The 15265-nt window shown below is 47.4% G+C and carries 11 protein-coding genes; 1 reads left to right on the forward strand and 10 read right to left on the reverse strand.

Features of this window, described 5'->3' with window-relative positions:
* Positions 1-279: 279 nt before the first annotated feature.
* From H5715_RS11885 to H5715_RS11905, 5 genes are all read right to left on the reverse strand, one after another.
* Entirely contained in the window at positions 280-612 is a 333-nt protein-coding gene (locus tag H5715_RS11885) for a hypothetical protein (protein WP_246434528.1), read from the reverse strand.
* Positions 613-640: 28 nt separating this feature from the next.
* Entirely contained in the window at positions 641-2164 is a 1524-nt protein-coding gene (locus H5715_RS11890) for a methyl-accepting chemotaxis protein (protein ID WP_075187750.1), read from the reverse strand.
* A 259-nt stretch (positions 2165-2423) separates the two neighbouring features.
* Positions 2424-3167 carry a hypothetical protein gene (locus H5715_RS11895; protein ID WP_075187751.1) on the reverse strand — a complete coding sequence of 248 codons (744 nt, stop codon included), beginning with the start codon at positions 3165-3167 and terminating at the stop codon, positions 2424-2426.
* Between the two features lie 103 nt (positions 3168-3270).
* The gene (locus H5715_RS11900) at positions 3271-5118 is read right to left on the reverse strand and encodes an alkaline phosphatase (protein ID WP_075187752.1); all 1848 of its coding nucleotides are present in this window, start codon (positions 5116-5118) and stop codon (positions 3271-3273) included.
* Between the two features lie 13 nt (positions 5119-5131).
* Positions 5132-6715: an alkaline phosphatase gene (locus H5715_RS11905; RefSeq protein ID WP_075187753.1), complete on the reverse strand. Its 1584-nt coding sequence runs from the start codon at positions 6713-6715 to the stop codon at positions 5132-5134.
* Positions 6716-7415: 700 nt separating this feature from the next.
* Here H5715_RS11905 and H5715_RS11910 point away from each other — a divergent pair.
* A complete protein-coding gene (locus tag H5715_RS11910) occupies positions 7416-7838 on the forward strand; it encodes a hypothetical protein (RefSeq protein ID WP_075187754.1) in 423 nt (140 codons plus the stop codon).
* A 370-nt stretch (positions 7839-8208) separates the two neighbouring features.
* Here the strand turns inward: H5715_RS11910 and H5715_RS11915 are convergent, their stop codons facing one another.
* From H5715_RS11915 to H5715_RS11935, 5 genes are all read right to left on the reverse strand, one after another.
* Positions 8209-8883, reverse strand: a complete 675-nt coding sequence (locus H5715_RS11915) for a hypothetical protein (protein WP_075187755.1) — start codon at positions 8881-8883, stop codon at positions 8209-8211.
* 93 nt (positions 8884-8976) lie between these two features.
* Positions 8977-10026 carry a lytic polysaccharide monooxygenase gene (locus H5715_RS11920; RefSeq protein ID WP_185906523.1) on the reverse strand — a complete coding sequence of 350 codons (1050 nt, stop codon included), beginning with the start codon at positions 10024-10026 and terminating at the stop codon, positions 8977-8979.
* 638 nt (positions 10027-10664) lie between these two features.
* The gene (locus H5715_RS11925; protein WP_075187756.1) at positions 10665-12026 is read right to left on the reverse strand and encodes a PTS transporter subunit IIC; all 1362 of its coding nucleotides are present in this window, start codon (positions 12024-12026) and stop codon (positions 10665-10667) included.
* A gap of 470 nt (positions 12027-12496) precedes the next feature.
* Positions 12497-14770, reverse strand: a complete 2274-nt coding sequence (locus H5715_RS11930; RefSeq protein WP_075187757.1) for a xanthine dehydrogenase family protein molybdopterin-binding subunit — start codon at positions 14768-14770, stop codon at positions 12497-12499.
* Complete coding sequence (locus H5715_RS11935) at positions 14770-15237, reverse strand: (2Fe-2S)-binding protein (RefSeq protein ID WP_075187758.1); 468 nt, start codon at positions 15235-15237, stop codon at positions 14770-14772. Before H5715_RS11935 ends, H5715_RS11930 begins: the two co-directional genes overlap by 1 nt.
* Between the last annotated feature and the right edge of the window lie 28 nt (positions 15238-15265).

Raw genomic sequence — 15265 nt, forward strand, 5'->3', positions numbered from 1 at the left:
TTAACTATTCTCACAATACTTTCGCGCGCACGCTATTGAATCTTTTCAGGGGGATAGTTGTTGCTAGGAACCGTGTGTGGAGAGGATTCTTTGGCGCGAGGAGGGGGATATTAGCTCTGGAAGTGAGATCAGCTACAACAAACTTACCCAATTAAAGTAATGAGCAAGTGGGTGGGTGCTCTAATCTCGTATGACACTTAAAAAATCCGATTACAAACGATTAAATTCGCAAACAGATAGAACAAGGGCCTGCATAAACAGGCCCCCTACTAACGGTATTTACTTTTTACGCGCTTTGTATGCACGAATAATTTTATTAAAGTTTTCCGCATAATCTTCCAGCTCAGAGATCTTTGCCTTTTCATCCCTACGCGATATAGAAGCACAGGCAAGATACGCTTCCATACCCTTTACGTAAGCGGTAACTTCATTTTTTGCCTTGATCATCTGCGCTGAAACCGCCGTTTCTGCGTCTGGCAATGCTCCCGGCTTTGCGGGCTCATCACAGGCAGCAATGGCCTGATTCGCAACTCCAAACACAAGGCTAGCCAGCATTGCGACAAAAATTTTATTGACAATGGTATCAAAAACTAAAACTCTGCTTTTCATCATAAACCTATTACTTTCAAACGACGATTAATTAAATTTTAAAACGGCCTACCAGCTCCATCATTTCTGCAGCGCGCTGTTCCAACTCACGGCTATTAGCCGTGATACGGCCGGAACTCTCCGCCGTTTTATTAGCGACACTGGAAACACTGTTGACACTCTGCTCAATTTGCAGAGCCGCCGCGCTTTGCTGCTCGGAGGTCGCGGCAATCTGATTCGTTCGGTCACGAATCATACTGACTATAGACGTTATATTTTCAAGTGCCACTGAAGCTTCTCCGGCGGTAGCCACTGTGGACTCTGCCGCGGTTGTGCCAGCCCCCATCATATCCACAGCTTTTTGGGCCCCGTCCTGCAAACGCTCTATCATCTCTTGAATTTCAGTGGTCGAACTCTGGGTTTTAGAGGCCAACGTACGAACTTCATCAGCCACTACCGCAAATCCGCGACCCTGCTCGCCCGCACGCGCTGCCTCAATAGCCGCATTCAGTGCCAGTAAGTTTGTTTGCTCTGCAATACCCCGAATCACATCCAGTACAGAACCAATACCTACGGTTTCCTGACGCAGGCTCTCAATCACTTCGGAAGAGTTTTTAATCTCCTGTGATAGTCGCTCTATCTGTGTAACCGTGCCATTTACGGTATTCTTACCAACTATGGCGGCGCCATCGGCTTGGGCCGCACTGTCTGCCGCCTCCGAAACGCTCAACGTAACTTCCTGAATGGCGCTCGCCATTTCGTTTACTGCGCTCACAACGTGCTGGATATCAGTTTGCTGGGCAATACTGGCATGCTCATTCTCCTCCGACATTCCCGACAGGCCGCTCGCACCTTCGTCCACAGATTTCGCGAGGCCAATCACGTTGCTGATAATATCGTTCAGTCGCTCGATAAAGGCGTTAAAGCAACGAGCCAACTCGGAAATTTCATCGCTTCCCGAAACAGGTAAGCGCTGAGTTAGGTCACCTTCGCCCTCGGAGATATCGCGCAAAGCTTTCACAACAACATTTACAGGCTTGATAACGCTCGCCTGAATCAGGTACGCCAAGCCCGCCGACAGCAAACTAATCAGCACCACAATCCAAAAGGCGTTCAACGTCATATCCCGAATGGTTTCGTCCACTTCGGCATAATCAACATAGAGAGAAATACTACCGACAGGCTTACCCTCTGCAACAATTTCTTCGGTAACAATAACGCCATCAGCCACCGACTCTACACCCAAGGTATTTGGAGAGCTTGGCAGCAAATTGCTGGCATCGCCCAAGGAATAAGTGGCGAAGGCTGTGCGATTAACATAAACCGTTGCCGCTCGAATCTTAGGGCTTACGCTCAAAGCATTCAAAGAGGCTTCGACTGTCATATCGTCTTCGAAGGTAATCGCTCCTTCGCTTGCCTTTCCTAATACCTGGGCAAGTGTTCGAGCATCTTCAAGAATAGCGGCTTCCAGGGTGGATATGCCGGAGCGTACATTCACCACGGTGCTAACAACTACGGCTGCAACACAGGTAAGACTGACGCTTAATAAAATTTTCCACTTCAACGAGAAGTTCATTAATAGACCTATATGTTTTTTTTTAACTCCCCATATGTATAGTTGATTTTGATCGTACTTGCAGAGAGATTGATTGAAACAATCGTGGAAAGGACCCTCCCAGAGAGGGAGATCAAAAAGGCGTGATATTTAGTGATTTTTGTGCTATTAAAAGCATCCGCTAAGAACCAATTCATATATCAACCTCGAGGCAGGTAAAAAAGCCTGCCCTTTCGGTTTGCTTGTATAGCCAGCGTAAATGGCACAAACGTTAGGAACGTTAGTGTCCGTGATTAGCTCCATGAGCGGAACCTAAACTGTTTCCTTCGGCATCGTAAAAGCCTTCCGCACCGTGACTAATAAACCCTAGGTTAATCATTTTCAGTAAAAACGGATCGGACTCATTATCACCAATATCAGCGTAGTCAGTACTCTGATAACCCTCCCATTTTGAGAAGTTTTGTTGGATTCTTTTGTTATCTATCACCACATCATCCAACTGCCAGGTTAATTGGTCTTCTTTGTTTTTCGCGCTGTAGTAGCTTGCTAGATTTTTATTCGGGAGCCATACCAACGTGCGCTCAGTATCGTCGGATTTAAGGCTGTAGGTCTGCTGTAGCTCGCACCCCTCGCCCTCGGTTTTCACCAACTGCATTTTGTCTCGTAACTGTTGATCAAACAGCTGCGTTTTTTCCAGCCAGTTATTGTCATTAGACATAGATTGGGGCTCATACTCAATTGCTCGTTCCTGCCTATTGAAAGCCTGTACAACACGCAAACGACCATTAGAGGTTTTATTCCAGATTAAGGTAATACCCTTATCTATATGATCGTGAGCGACCACATTACCACTACGCCACAACTCAATCGTTTTCTCTTTTTTCTTGTCTGTTCCCAAGGCCTGCTGGCTTACATGATAAGTTGCACCCACGGCAATATTCTCTTCACAGGCAGGCTTATCTGAAGCCGATGCTGCACCGCTAAAAAACAAAAATAAGAAGGCACATTTTGAAAATTTGTTCATTTTTTTCTCCTAGACTGGTAGTAATTCTCACTATCAGTTATGACAGAAAAGGGGCCCTACGGCCCCAATCCCTTTTACTTTGACTCAACTATTAAGACAAGATTTAATCAAGCTCAGCTTCGGCGAGACCAACCAGATCGGCAGCGTAATTCATCACATGAAAGATGACGTTTTGCTCGTTGGTTCCCGTTACTAGAGAGGCGCCAGGACCCTGAGCATAAATACCAACATCTTCACCAGCATGCGTTTCAGAACCGAGAGGCACCATCGCTTCCTGGTGGTAACCAGGCGCTTCGGTATCGACCCACAGCAGATCTTTACGACCTGTATCGGCCGGCTCGTTGTAGCTGGCGTCAGAATCAGTCTCATCGCCGTAGTCGCGGAAGCCCAAACCGTTGGTATAACCAACCGTGGTGTAAGACATGCCATCGGAAGCGGTCGCATACTGCTCGCTACCAACATTAACGACTTTTCCTAGAATCGGATTACCACGCTTGGGATAACCGGCAATGGTAAATACGTGGCTGTGGTCGGCAGTTACGATAATCAGCGTCTCTTCCATATTGCTCATCTCGACGGCTTTAGCGATCGCTTTGGAAAAAGCGATCGTATCGGCCAAAGCACCGTATGCATTACCCGCGTGGTGGGCATGGTCAATACGGCCAGACTCTACCATCAGGAAGTAGCCCTTGCTGTTGTTATCGAGAATGTCGATGGCTTTTTCGGTCATCTCGGCAATGGAAGGTTCACCGGCGATATCATTCTCGCGATCAGCTTCATATTGCATATGAGATTCATTGAACAAGCCGAACAACTGTGGCGTGATTGCAGCGTCGACGGCATTGAAACCCGCTTGATCATATACATAAACACCATCCGCATAGGCGTCTTGCCATTCAGCAGTCAGGTCACGACCATCGGTACGATCGCCTTCAACACTGCTTACCGCATCGGAGCTGTTGAAAGCCACATCTTTTGGTAAGAAGTGACGACGACCACCGCCTAAGACAACTTCCAGACCATCGACATCCAGACCAGTGTAGTGCGCTTCCAGGTTCGCTTCGAAACCCACCAATTGAGAAGCAATATCTTCACAACCCGCGGTAACCGCGGCTGCAGGCATATCAGAAACGTCTTCCCAGTTACGATCGGCAGACTTGGCGTAGGTCGCAGCAGGAGTGGCGTGAGTAATACGCGCCGTTGAGATAATGCCGGTAGACTTGCCGGCAATTTCTGCCAGCTCTAACGCTGAAACCAACTCGTTACCCGCAACCGTAGTACAGTCACCGCGAACAATATCTTCGTCCACACCAATAACACCTACATCGGTTTTAACACCACTCATCATGGCGGTCATAGTACCGGCAGAATCAGGCGTTTGAGCGTCGACATTGTAGGTTTTGGCTAGACCGGCAAAAGGAAACTTGCCGAAGCTAAGGGTATTTTCTTCACCCAACATACCTTTCAGCTGACCTTCCAGAATACGTGCAGCAGTAACCGTGGAAACCCCCATGCCGTCACCGACAAACAGGATTACATTCTTAGCACTGCCAGCCGTTGCTGCGTAGCCCTCAACTGCCGCTGCTTTCGCAGAACCCTCTTTGTACCAGCTGTTGCTTTCAGTATTACCCATCATATCGAAAGTGATTTCTGCATATGGCAGACAGGCATATTCAGTATTGGTAATTTCATCGGTTCCAAGAGCTGAATCGACGTTGCTGTCCAAACCTGAATCCAACTGGATACCGCCACCAGGACAGTTACTATCACCCGCATCCAAGTTCGTCTGCACGATCAAAGAGTTCAGACCCGCAGAACCAGTAACACCTGCGTCACCGGTAACACCCTCTTCGCCGACAGCACCAGCGGCACCGTCTTTACCATCGTCACCACCACAGGCAGTCAAGCTTATAACCGCGGCACACAATAATGTTTTTTTAAGGTTATTCATCACAGATCTCCCCTTATTCCTGGCCAAGCCCAAGGGCTTCCCGAATGATGTGGAATACCACGTTTTGTTCCACGACACCCTGTGCTTTATGCGCACCGGGGCCACTTGCGTGCAGCGTAATATCTTCACCCGCATGAGTTTCGGAACCCAAAGGAATCAACGCTTCCTGGTGATAGCCGGAGCTCATGGTCTCAACGTCTGACAGATCTTTGCGCTCGTTATCGTTGGCTGAATCGTAGCGGGCGTCCGCATCCGTCTCATCACCTAAATTAGCAAAGCCCTTACCATTGGTGTAACCCAACGTGGTGTACGGCATACCATCGGAGGCCAAGGCTGGCTCCGTTGAACCAACAGAAATTACTTTACCCAGAATGGGATTACCGCGCTTTGGATAACCGGCAATGGTAAATACGTGACTGTGATCGGCGGTGACCAGAATCAGAGTTTCAGCAGGGTCAGTTGCATCAACCGCCGCCTGAACTGCATCAGCAAAAGCGATGGTGTCGGTCAGTGCGTTGTAGGCACTCCCCGCATGATGGCCGTGATCGATACGGCCAGATTCAACCATCAGGAAAAAGCCCTTGTCGTTATTGTCCAGAATGTCGATCGCCTTAGCCGTCATCTCAGCAATGGAAGGCTCACCGGCTGTATCGTTTGCGCGGTCGGCTTCGTACTGCATGTGAGATTCGTTAAACAAGCCGAACACGCGCTCTGTAGTAGCCGCATCAATCGCGTTAAAACCTGTTTGGTCAAATACGTAGGTGCCATTTGCGTACTGGGATTGCCATTCCGTTACTAGGTTGCGGCCATCCGTACGATCCCCTTCAACGGTGCTTACAGCATCGGCACTGTTAGCGCTTGCATCTTTTGGCAGGAAGTGGCGGCGACCACCGCCCATCACCACTTCAATACCGTCAACATCGGAACCTTCAAAACGTGCTTCCAGATTCGCTTCGAAGTTAACCAGCTGCGAGGCGATATCTTCGCAACCAGCATCGACTGCGGCTGAGGGCATATCGGATACATCTTCCCAGTTACGATCGGCAGACTTGGCGTAGGTTGCGGCAGGAGTGGCGTGAGTAATACGTGCGGTAGATAAAACACCGGTAGACAAGCCTTTCAGCTCCGCCATTTCTAATGCGGTCGCGACTTCGTTACCGATAGCGGTTTCACAGTTTCCACGCTCAACATCTTCGTCAACACCGATAACTCCAACATCGGTTTTCAGACCCGACATCATCGCCGTCATAGTGCCCGCAGAGTCTGGGGTCTGAGCATCAACGTTGTAAGTCTTAACCAGCGCCGTATAAGGAAAGGTTTCAAAGCTCAAATAGCCCTCTTCACCTGGTTTACCCGCGAGCTGACCTTCCAGAATACGAGCAGCGGTGAGGGTAGAAATGCCCATACCATCGCCCACAAATAAAATGACATTCTTCGCGCTATTGCTTTGTGTCCGCGCAAGCTTGGCAGTGATATTAGCTTGAGCATCTGTGTACCAGTCGCTACTGGACTGAGATGCTGGCAATACCTGACCATATGAGCTCACGGAAACGGCAACCAGTGCTGCAGTTAAAGCTGCTAGACCTGTTACTTTCATCGTTTCATCCCCAATTAAAAAAGTGTTGTATGCAGAAAACTTGACGACTCAAAGGAAAAAGGCGCGTCATCAGAGAAGCTTATGCAGGGGCGTAAATTAAGGTTAGCTCGTTACAAACACATTGCAGAAATGAGACAGATGGCACTATTTATATGAATTTTTTCTTACGTTCCAGGCTCGGTGGCCTGTGGCGGCGTTAGAATGGAGGAAGAATAACCAGACGCCAAAGAAATAACTTAGAACGCTAACACTGATCGAATTTGAAGCAGTTGAACTATCTCGGAGGGATTGATGACGATATTTTTTCTAGCTTGACTATCGTCCGATAAAGCCATTCTTTCGATGTTGGATTGGTATCACCAAAATCTGGACATGATACAAACGATTTCTCGACTCAAAAAAGAAGGCTCTAGAAAGACTTTTTCTAACACGCCCACACTTAAACTGTACCTCCCACTTAAGCTAGTCAGTAACTCCGCTCAATCGTGAACCAAAAGAAATAACGATTTCAGAATAAAGACTATTACGACCTAATCATTTGTGAATTCGAAAGTAATGTCTATAGTCCAACTAAAGCTTGTCAATCGGCACCAGTTCCAGAAACCAACAGCCCAATTATTAACTTGGTAAAAAAACATTTCCTTTAGAATTCTATTTTTCTCAGTAGCACCCCAATCAACTTGGAGAGGTTTATCCCCCTATGAAAGCACGACATCAACTCGCATTATTTTTACTTTCAATCGTTTTCTCTACGTCTTCATACGCAGAACTAACGCTGACTAACGCCGATAAAACTGAAGAAGCACAAACATGTATTAATGCAGTTATGGATGAATCATTCAAGGTTACGGCAGAAACAAAGATGATAAAGTGCAATGGTTTACCCATTAAGAAATTTGTTAAAAAATATCGAAAACTTCAGCTGGAAGCTGACAATATCAACGTTAACGTCTACAAGCTTTACCCCTCAGACAAAAACATTGAGACACAGCTTTGCATAGCCGCTGCTAACGGCAAACAAGAGTTAAAAGCCCTGGCTAAAAAAGCCAAGTACGGCGATTATTCAAAAATTGAATGCAATGGCGAAAAAATAATGGCTTTCGCCCAAAAATACAGCCAATAACCCTTGTTTTCTCAGGGCTTCCCAAGCATGAAAACTTGGGAAGCTCCACATGCACAAACAAACGCCATCACTTCACACGCACTCAGCGGAAACCCGGCTCACCGTTAATTGACGGCTCCCTTAATTCTCTTGAATCAACAGCCATTCCGCTCAATCATCTACAGACAACAAGGTTTTACACGCTTATCAATAGTCTGCGCCCAACGCACACACGGAGTCGCGCGTGGAAAGAGTAGCCATTTTTTATATTTGATGACGGACCTTAATCAAAAAGGATCAATGCCCTATTTGTCAGGAAGCAGGAAGACGTTAAAGATAACGCTGTTCTCGACCAGTAAAAGCAGGCCATAGGAGGAAGTAAAGTGAAAGGCTAATTGTCGATCGTATAGAATTTTAAGGTGTGGCCTGCACGGGGAATATAGACGGAGGTTACACCCATAGCCATTTGCCGGGCAATCGCAGCAGGCTGATTAAGTTTCCCACCTTCATACGTTTTTAAAGCATCGTAAAACATAGCCGTAAAATAATCGGCATCAAGCCCTTTCGGGGTGTAAACAATAACCTGGCATTGCGTTGAACGGCATTCCAGTTGCTTTAAGCTGACTTTGGCGAGGCCCAGGTGCTGCTGAAACATACTCATAAATTCATTCGTATATTCAGGTCCCCACTCAGGATCAATGTCTTCTGCTTGAAATAGTCTATCGGCGCGTTTAAAAACCGTCGTTTCCATACCCTGTACAGCCTTTAGGGTTTCGTCTTCGGTCATTTTGAAAATATCGTCTTCGCTCGTAATAGCCTCCTCCAGATTCGGCGCTTCTGATTGAAGAGTATTCTGCTCAGGCAATGCAATTACTTGAACCTTCGCCACGAGACCATCGTTGCTATCACTATGCTCCGAATGAACCAAACCCGATTCCGACCTAGAAGACAATACTTTCCCCTCTCCGGGTTTAGACATTTGCATGTTCACCAAAATACCTGCAGCAATTAACAATATAAAAACCAGCGCAAGAGAGCCCAGAAACAACCGGGAAAAACCTACCATATCCAGAACCTTATCTAGATCCTTATTTAGGGAATTAATGGAAAAGAGCCAACCCGTATAAAGTCGGGCTGGCTCTCGACGAAATCAACAAATTTAGTTGATTACACGGTCACCACAAACATTGCGACCGATACACGTCTGGTTGTTTTCATTCCCCCAACCATCCGCAGTATTTTCACAAATTTTAACTTCCCAGCCATACCAGTTACAGCTTGAACCAGTACCGGGTGCCGTTGTTGGTACGGGCGTAGGTACTGGAGTCGGTTGAGCCGTTGGTACGGGCGTAGGAACCTGAGTTGGCTGAGCGGTTGGTAACGGTGTAGGAACCTGAGTTGGCTGAGCCGTTGGTACCGGTGTAGGAACCTGAGTTGGCTGAGCCGTTGGTACCGGTGTAGGAACCTGAGTTGGCTGAGCCGTTGGTACCGGTGTCGGTACTGGAGTTGGGTTAGTCCCACCGCCAAAGCTCACATCAATACAACCGTGGAAACGCTCATAGGTATACTCGTTGCGGCCCCATTCTGCATATATCACATGCCGACCTGTACGGTTCGGAACGTTACAGGTTACATGAAAGTGAGATGTACCCGGGTCGGCGACAACACTTGGAGAAGCACCCTGGTTGGAGTGATCATAATCCAGATCACAGAAAGGAGCATCGGCGAAATCATCCCAGCTCAAATCCACACCCTGCTGGTAATTAAAACCATTGTTGGTAATCCAGAACCGGAAATCGGCAGTATCGTCAAAGTGTGGGCCATTACTGATATCCCACGAAAAAGTATTTGAACCAGAGTTCATTGCATTAACGGGCCAATCAATGGAGTTATCCCAAGGAGTGCGGCCACCGTTCCAAGTTTCACTATCGTAACCACAAACGTTATTGCTACGACCTTCAACTTTACGACCTTCAGCATGAGTAAGAACACTCATATACTGATAACCACCGTTGAAATCGTTAGCAAAAGCATCGGCACACACCGCGTATTCACCAGTACCGTTTTGCGCCTGATCTGGCTTCGTTACGGCACCACAGTAATAGTTACGGGCACCGGGATTATCAACATATCCGTGACCAATAGAAAAGGCAGAGTAGACCATAAGCGCGACACCAGTGCCCGCCAATTTAATGGTATTTTTCATCATCGTTTTTATCCTAGCTTAACAGGTAATATGAACTGCTCCCCTGGTATTATTTTTTATTGGGTTGCAGATTACATCTCAAAATAAAAACGCTATACGACATACAACCTGCAATAGAAAAAATCTGCCGTTGTAAATTAGCTTTACTGATTTGAGGAAACCAGAAGATTTGGCTGCGTACAATCCGCGTTGTGCTTCTGAGCTAACGTCGGTTCGTGAAATTATCGCATTCGTTATTGTTATTACACACAGGAGGCGAACGCAGATCTTCTGACCTGCTGATTCTGGGCAGCGACTTGATCAAAGTCAACGCACCCACATTTGATCGAAGCTATTAATGCGCACAGTCGCTGCGCTTTATATCGGCCCAAAAAAGCCGCAACACCGCTATTTCCGGGGGAAGCAGAAGAATCGCCAAACAATTAAGATAGCTTAACTTAATTCCACCTGTAGTTATTATCAATCGAAAACTTAACAAGTTTCGGCAGTACAGCAAAGTACCACTGCAGAAAAAACGTATAAGAAAGCGCTCCTATTTTTGAAACACTCAAAAAAAGGAGCGCTCGATAAAAGCAGCCCCAAAAAAACCTCATACTTTATAATCAAATTAATTTTGTATTCCGATTGGAAGCTTCTCTATATCAATGCCCATTTTTAGTTAAAGCTTTCCAGCGCCGCCGCGTAAACCACATTGCAACCAACAACAGCGCGGCCAAAATCACCGCAAACCATTCACCTTGAAACAATGAATATAAAAGGTAACGGACTTGATGCCCGCCATCGGTAAACGCCGTTATCAGCCCCATTCCGTCGGTATTAAAAGCCGATGTCTGCGCCGCAAGCGCGGTGTATTTCGGAGCCAGTTCCGTCGCCACCAATAAAAATGTAACGATAACCGGAATACCAGCCAAAACAGCTCTAAAAACATTACCTCTAAACATTAAGACTGAAATCGACATAACGGAAATAAGGTTGGGTAAATCTCCCAAAGGCAAGACCTTGTTACCCGGCAGTATCAATGCGATCACAATGGCGCAGGCCATTAATATTAGCCCCGTGACAATCACGGATTTATGGCTCATTAAAAATCCGGTATCTAGCGCTACCACCAAATTGGTACGGTGTGGAAAATATTTCTCAACTCGCGATCTAAGCGCTGCGGTAATCGGTACCATCGCCTCACCAATTAGCCCCGCGCATTTTGGCAAAATAAACATCACCGCAGCAATATGAACACTTAACTCCAGGCTCTGTTTTAGATCGTAACCGGCGGCAACTGCCAGCGCTAACCCCATAAGGATTCCTATCACCATGGGTTCGCTTAACAAGGCCAAAATTGGGTTATCACTATCCGTATCAGTATTTTTCTCAGGATTATATTCAATTTTATTCAACACCGGCAGGCGGTCGATCAGAGCATTCACCAGCGCGGTATAGGGCACAATCCCATTCACCGATACAGGCGAAGCCGACACGCCTTTCAAGCCCATCTCTCTTTCTACGTCGGGCGCGGTCCACTCGGTAAGCTTAAAACAGTATATTGCCAGAATAGCTGTGGCCAGTAGCCCCATCGCCATACTGCCAGATATATTCATTACCAATGCACCTAAAAACGCAAAATGCCAATAGTTCCAAATATCAATATAGATAGTTCGCGTTACACCAATAGCGATTAGCGCGAGGTTTAATACGAGAACAAAGGGTATAGCAATAGCTGCAATGGGGGATGCCCAAGTGATGGCGGCCAGCGGAGGCCAACCTACGTCCAAAACAGGAAAATCCAAACCACGCATAACCGAAAGCTGCTCTACAGCAGGTTTAATATTGGCCACAAAAAAATCAAAAGCGATAAAAACCCCCGCAAAACCTACGGCCAGCTCTACCGCGGCGATAAACGATTTTCTTAACGACAGGCCAACAAGCAAGGCAATCATAAAGATGATAATAGGAAGCATCACATAAGCTTTAAAGCTGAAAAAGGTATCCAGAAGGGACTGCAACATCAGAAACTCTCGTTTTTACAGGCGGATTTTGAATCGGGCAGCTAGCATATACGCAAGTATTTCACTCGGGCAATACTTGCACGTAACTATTATTTCAGAGATGGGCGTATTGCACTTCTCAAAAACCGTTTCTATCTTGGGAAAGTAGGACCTGCAGGTAGCCCCCAGCTATCGAAAAACCACTTAGCACCAGCAATTATCACTCGCATTTAAAACAATGCGATATCGCTGCAGGCAATATCTGACGGGCGATACGATCAACATTCAATTCGCCATGATGGGCAGGGGATTGGAGATTTCCAGTAAAAAGGCACGCTCAAGAACCTGGTGATAAAACATCTCGGCACAATCACCTCTAAGATTTATACCAGCGAGCATCTGGAATCAGGCTCAAAGCTTTTGCTAAAACGTTGCGATGGATTGAGACAACTAGAATGCATCAAGCAATCGCACCGTTTTTACGAGCCAAATCAAACAACTTCAAGTTCCTTGCTAACAGGCAAGTCGCGAATACGCTTCCCACTAGCATGGTAAATCGCATTAACGATGCTCGGCATAATAGGCGGCAAACCAGGCTCACCAACCCCTCCAGGGGCATCACTCGATTGAACCAAATGCACAAATAAGGGCGGCACCTCCTGAATACGCGAAACGGGATAATCGTGAAAATTATTCTGCACCGCAACACCGTCCTTAAACGTTATTTCACTGGAAAGCGCCATGGATAAGCCCATAATCATGGCGCCTTCCATCTGCGCTTTCACTCGATCTGGAGTGACCACGATGCCGCAATCAATAGCGCTGTGCATTTCTAGCACCTTCACTTTATTATCGACCACACGTACTTTTGTGGCTGCGGCAGCATAGGAATTGAAACTAGTCGCATAGGAAATTCCCCAGCCCTCGTTTTCAGCCAGCGTCTTGTCTATGCCTGCGTTTTTGCAGACAGTGTCAATGGTATTTTTCATCCGCTTTGTACTCAGCGCATAGGCTTCGGATTTTTGTCCATAATTTTCCCAGCCGTCTAAGCCTTCCTTAGTGAGATCGATAATACGATCTTCGCCCAGTAGGTTGAACCACATTTCACGTGTACCGATTCCCGCTTTTGCGGCCAACTCATCAACAAAGCAACCCATGGCAAAGGCATTGTTAATATTCTGCACCGAGCGCAGCCAACCTACACGAACGTGGGTACTGACCTTTTGTGTTTCGCAACTGAGGTGCTCGACATCAAATGGCTGATCCGAAAAACTCTGGGCTAACGAGCCCTTACCCGGTACATCATTATTGTTATTGAACAACCAACCAATTGGAGGATGGGCAACTCGCTGAATCCAGTATTCCGCGCGATTGTCCTCTGTTAGCTCGGCCTTATAATAATTCGCCGCAATGGAGTGGTAGAAACCATGCTTAACATCGTCCTCGCGACTCCAAACCACTTTTACTGGTCGGCCACTGGCTTTCGCAAGCTCTGCGGCCTCCACGACAAAATCATTTTTCCCTTTGCGACCAAAAGAACCACCCATCAGGGTAAGATTAAAATCGACTTTATCGCCATCGGTATCCGGGTTAAAGCCCAACTCTTCCAACACCAGTCGCTTTCCCCACTGAGGTGTTTGCGAACCGGCCCAGACTACCCATTGCTCCCCCTCCTGCATTGCTAAAGCGGCAGGCGTTTCCATAGACATATGATGGTGATAGGGCACCGTATAGGTTGCTTCAAGGGTTTGCTCCTGCTGATAGGTATGCTGGTAAACATCCCCCTCCTTGCGTACTACAATACCGGGTGTATTCACCTTTTTGACGAGTTCCTGCTTATAGGCTTCAGACTGGTGACTAGCATTGGCCCCCAGATCCCATTCTATCTTTAGCCTATTGCGCCCTTCTAGGGCAGCCCAGGTATTGGTCGCCAAAACAGCAACGCCCGAAACAGGCCAGGCATTTACGGGAAAGAAACGGTCTTTCAGACGAATAACATCGACAACACCGGCAACTTTTTTTGCCTCAGTTGCATCAAAGGATTTTACCTTTCCACCAACGACCGGCGGCCGTTCAATACTGGCGATCAACATATTCGGCAGTTGAATATCCTGTGCGTACTGTGCTTTACCCTGCACAATATTTTCCTGCCCAACTAATTTCACATCCTGCCCAATCAGTGAAAAATCAGCCTGTTTTTTTAATGGGATACTATCAGCACTCGGCACCGGTAATGTTCCCGCCAATTCGGCCAACTCACCAAAACTGAGTGTTTTCCCAGAGGAAACGTGGACAACCGTATGCTTCACGGCTTTTACTTCACTTTTGGCAACATCCCAGAATTTCGCAGCAGCTTGCTCCAGCATATCGCGTGCGATAGCCCCCATTTGCCGCGTATATTCAAAAAAATGACGGATAGAAGCCGAGCCACCCGTGCTTTGATTGCCATATTTAGGATCGGCTTTGGCAAGCGTCACCGACACACGGCTCCAATCCGCCTCCAGTTCATCGGCTATCATTTGTGGAGCGCTGGTCAGAATACCCTGCCCCATCTCCATTCGGTGGCACACAATATCCACCTTGCCATTACCATCAATACTGACAAAGAAGCCCAGTTGCTGCTCACCCACCGGCTCCGATGAAAGCGGCTCCACGCCCTTCGAGCAGCCCACGCCGGGTAGCGTTGCAGCCAGAATAAAGGCACCACCACTCAAACCGGTCGCGCTAAAAAAACGTCTTCGACTGATCGTGCTGATATCTGACATTACTCCACCTCCTGCATCATAACCGCCGCCTGCTTGATCGCTTTGCGGATGCGTGGATAGGTGCCACAGCGGCAGATATTACCTTGCATGGCCGTATCAATATCCTCATCGCTAGGCGATGTATTGTCCGCCAGCAATGCCGAAGCACTCATTAATTGCCCGCTCTGGCAATAACCGCATTGGGGAACATTGTTGTCCAGCCAGGCCTGCTGCACGGGATGAAGCCCCTGCTCGTTGGCAAGCCCCTCTATCGTAGTGATACTGGCTCCCGTCACTGCGGATACGGGCGTGAGGCAAGAGCGCGTGGGTTGCCCATTAATATGCACCGTACAGGCACCGCACTGGCCCACTCCACAGCCAAATTTTGTTCCAGTTAACTGAGCAAGATCTCGCAGAGCGTAGAGTAAGGGCATATTGGGATCGGCATCCAAAGACACCTTTTTATTATTTATTGTCAATTCGATCATGGAGTACTCCAGAAAGATTGTGCGCGCG

The sequence above is a fragment of the Teredinibacter haidensis genome (assembly GCF_014211975.1).
GTDB lineage: Bacteria > Pseudomonadota > Gammaproteobacteria > Pseudomonadales > Cellvibrionaceae > Teredinibacter > Teredinibacter haidensis.

What these genes read in the sequence shown, in the direction of transcription:
- H5715_RS11885 (WP_246434528.1), bottom strand. Translation starts at nt 612, where the DNA reads ATGATGAAAAGCAGAGTTTTAGTTTTTGATACCATTGTCAATAAAATT.
- H5715_RS11890 (WP_075187750.1), bottom strand. Translation starts at nt 2,164, where the DNA reads ATGAACTTCTCGTTGAAGTGGAAAATTTTATTAAGCGTCAGTCTTACC.
- H5715_RS11895 (WP_075187751.1), bottom strand. Translation starts at nt 3,167, where the DNA reads ATGAACAAATTTTCAAAATGTGCCTTCTTATTTTTGTTTTTTAGCGGT.
- H5715_RS11900 (WP_075187752.1), bottom strand. Translation starts at nt 5,118, where the DNA reads ATGAATAACCTTAAAAAAACATTATTGTGTGCCGCGGTTATAAGCTTG.
- H5715_RS11905 (WP_075187753.1), bottom strand. Translation starts at nt 6,715, where the DNA reads ATGAAAGTAACAGGTCTAGCAGCTTTAACTGCAGCACTGGTTGCCGTT.
- H5715_RS11910 (WP_075187754.1), top strand. Translation starts at nt 7,416, where the DNA reads ATGAAAGCACGACATCAACTCGCATTATTTTTACTTTCAATCGTTTTC.
- H5715_RS11915 (WP_075187755.1), bottom strand. Translation starts at nt 8,883, where the DNA reads ATGGTAGGTTTTTCCCGGTTGTTTCTGGGCTCTCTTGCGCTGGTTTTT.
- H5715_RS11920 (WP_185906523.1), bottom strand. Translation starts at nt 10,026, where the DNA reads ATGATGAAAAATACCATTAAATTGGCGGGCACTGGTGTCGCGCTTATG.
- H5715_RS11925 (WP_075187756.1), bottom strand. Translation starts at nt 12,026, where the DNA reads ATGTTGCAGTCCCTTCTGGATACCTTTTTCAGCTTTAAAGCTTATGTG.
- H5715_RS11930 (WP_075187757.1), bottom strand. Translation starts at nt 14,770, where the DNA reads ATGTCAGATATCAGCACGATCAGTCGAAGACGTTTTTTTAGCGCGACC.
- H5715_RS11935 (WP_075187758.1), bottom strand. Translation starts at nt 15,237, where the DNA reads ATGATCGAATTGACAATAAATAATAAAAAGGTGTCTTTGGATGCCGAT.